Below are 590 nucleotides of genomic sequence, written 5' to 3'. Positions count from 1 at the left end.
TTGCCGGACTGACCATGTGCATGCTTATCGGCGACAACAGCAACAACTGGCTAGACAGCGGCCTCATGCGCGCCATGAACGTCCTCATCGGCGCCGCCATCGCCATCGTCGCCGCCAAACTATTGCCCTTGCGTTCCACCCTCATGTGGCGGTTTATGCTTGCCGACAACCTGACCGAATGCGGCAAAATGATTGCCGAAATCAGCAACGGCAAACGCACGACCCGCGAGCGGCTGGAGCAAAACATGGTCAAGATGCGCCAAATCAACGCCCGCATGGTCAAAAGCCGCAGCCACCTCGCCGCCACCTCGGGCGAAAGCCACATCAGCTCCGCCATGATGGAAGCCATGCAGCACGCCCACCGCAAAATCGTCAACACCACCGAGCTGCTTCTCACCACCGCTGCCAAGCTGCAAGCCCCCACCCTCAACGAACACGAAATCCGCCTCCTCGACCGCCATTTCAACCGCCTCCAACGCGACCTGCGCCTGACCGTCCGCCTCATCAAAGGCCACTACGCCCGCCGCATCCGCATCGACACCTCCATCAATCCCGAGCTGGGCAAACTCGCCGCCCGCCTCCATTACGAA

Annotated in this window: 1 pseudogene; it reads left to right on the top strand. The window is 61.0% G+C overall.

Annotation, left to right across the window (positions count from 1 at the left end):
• Positions 1-590: pseudogene (locus ACTHUE_RS19905) on the top strand (FUSC family protein); the annotation flags it as partial.

It is taken from the genome of Neisseria sp. P0021.S005 (assembly GCF_051956955.1).
Note: the sequence above shows the minus strand (reverse complement) of the source record. Positions and strands in the feature narration are given on the sequence as shown.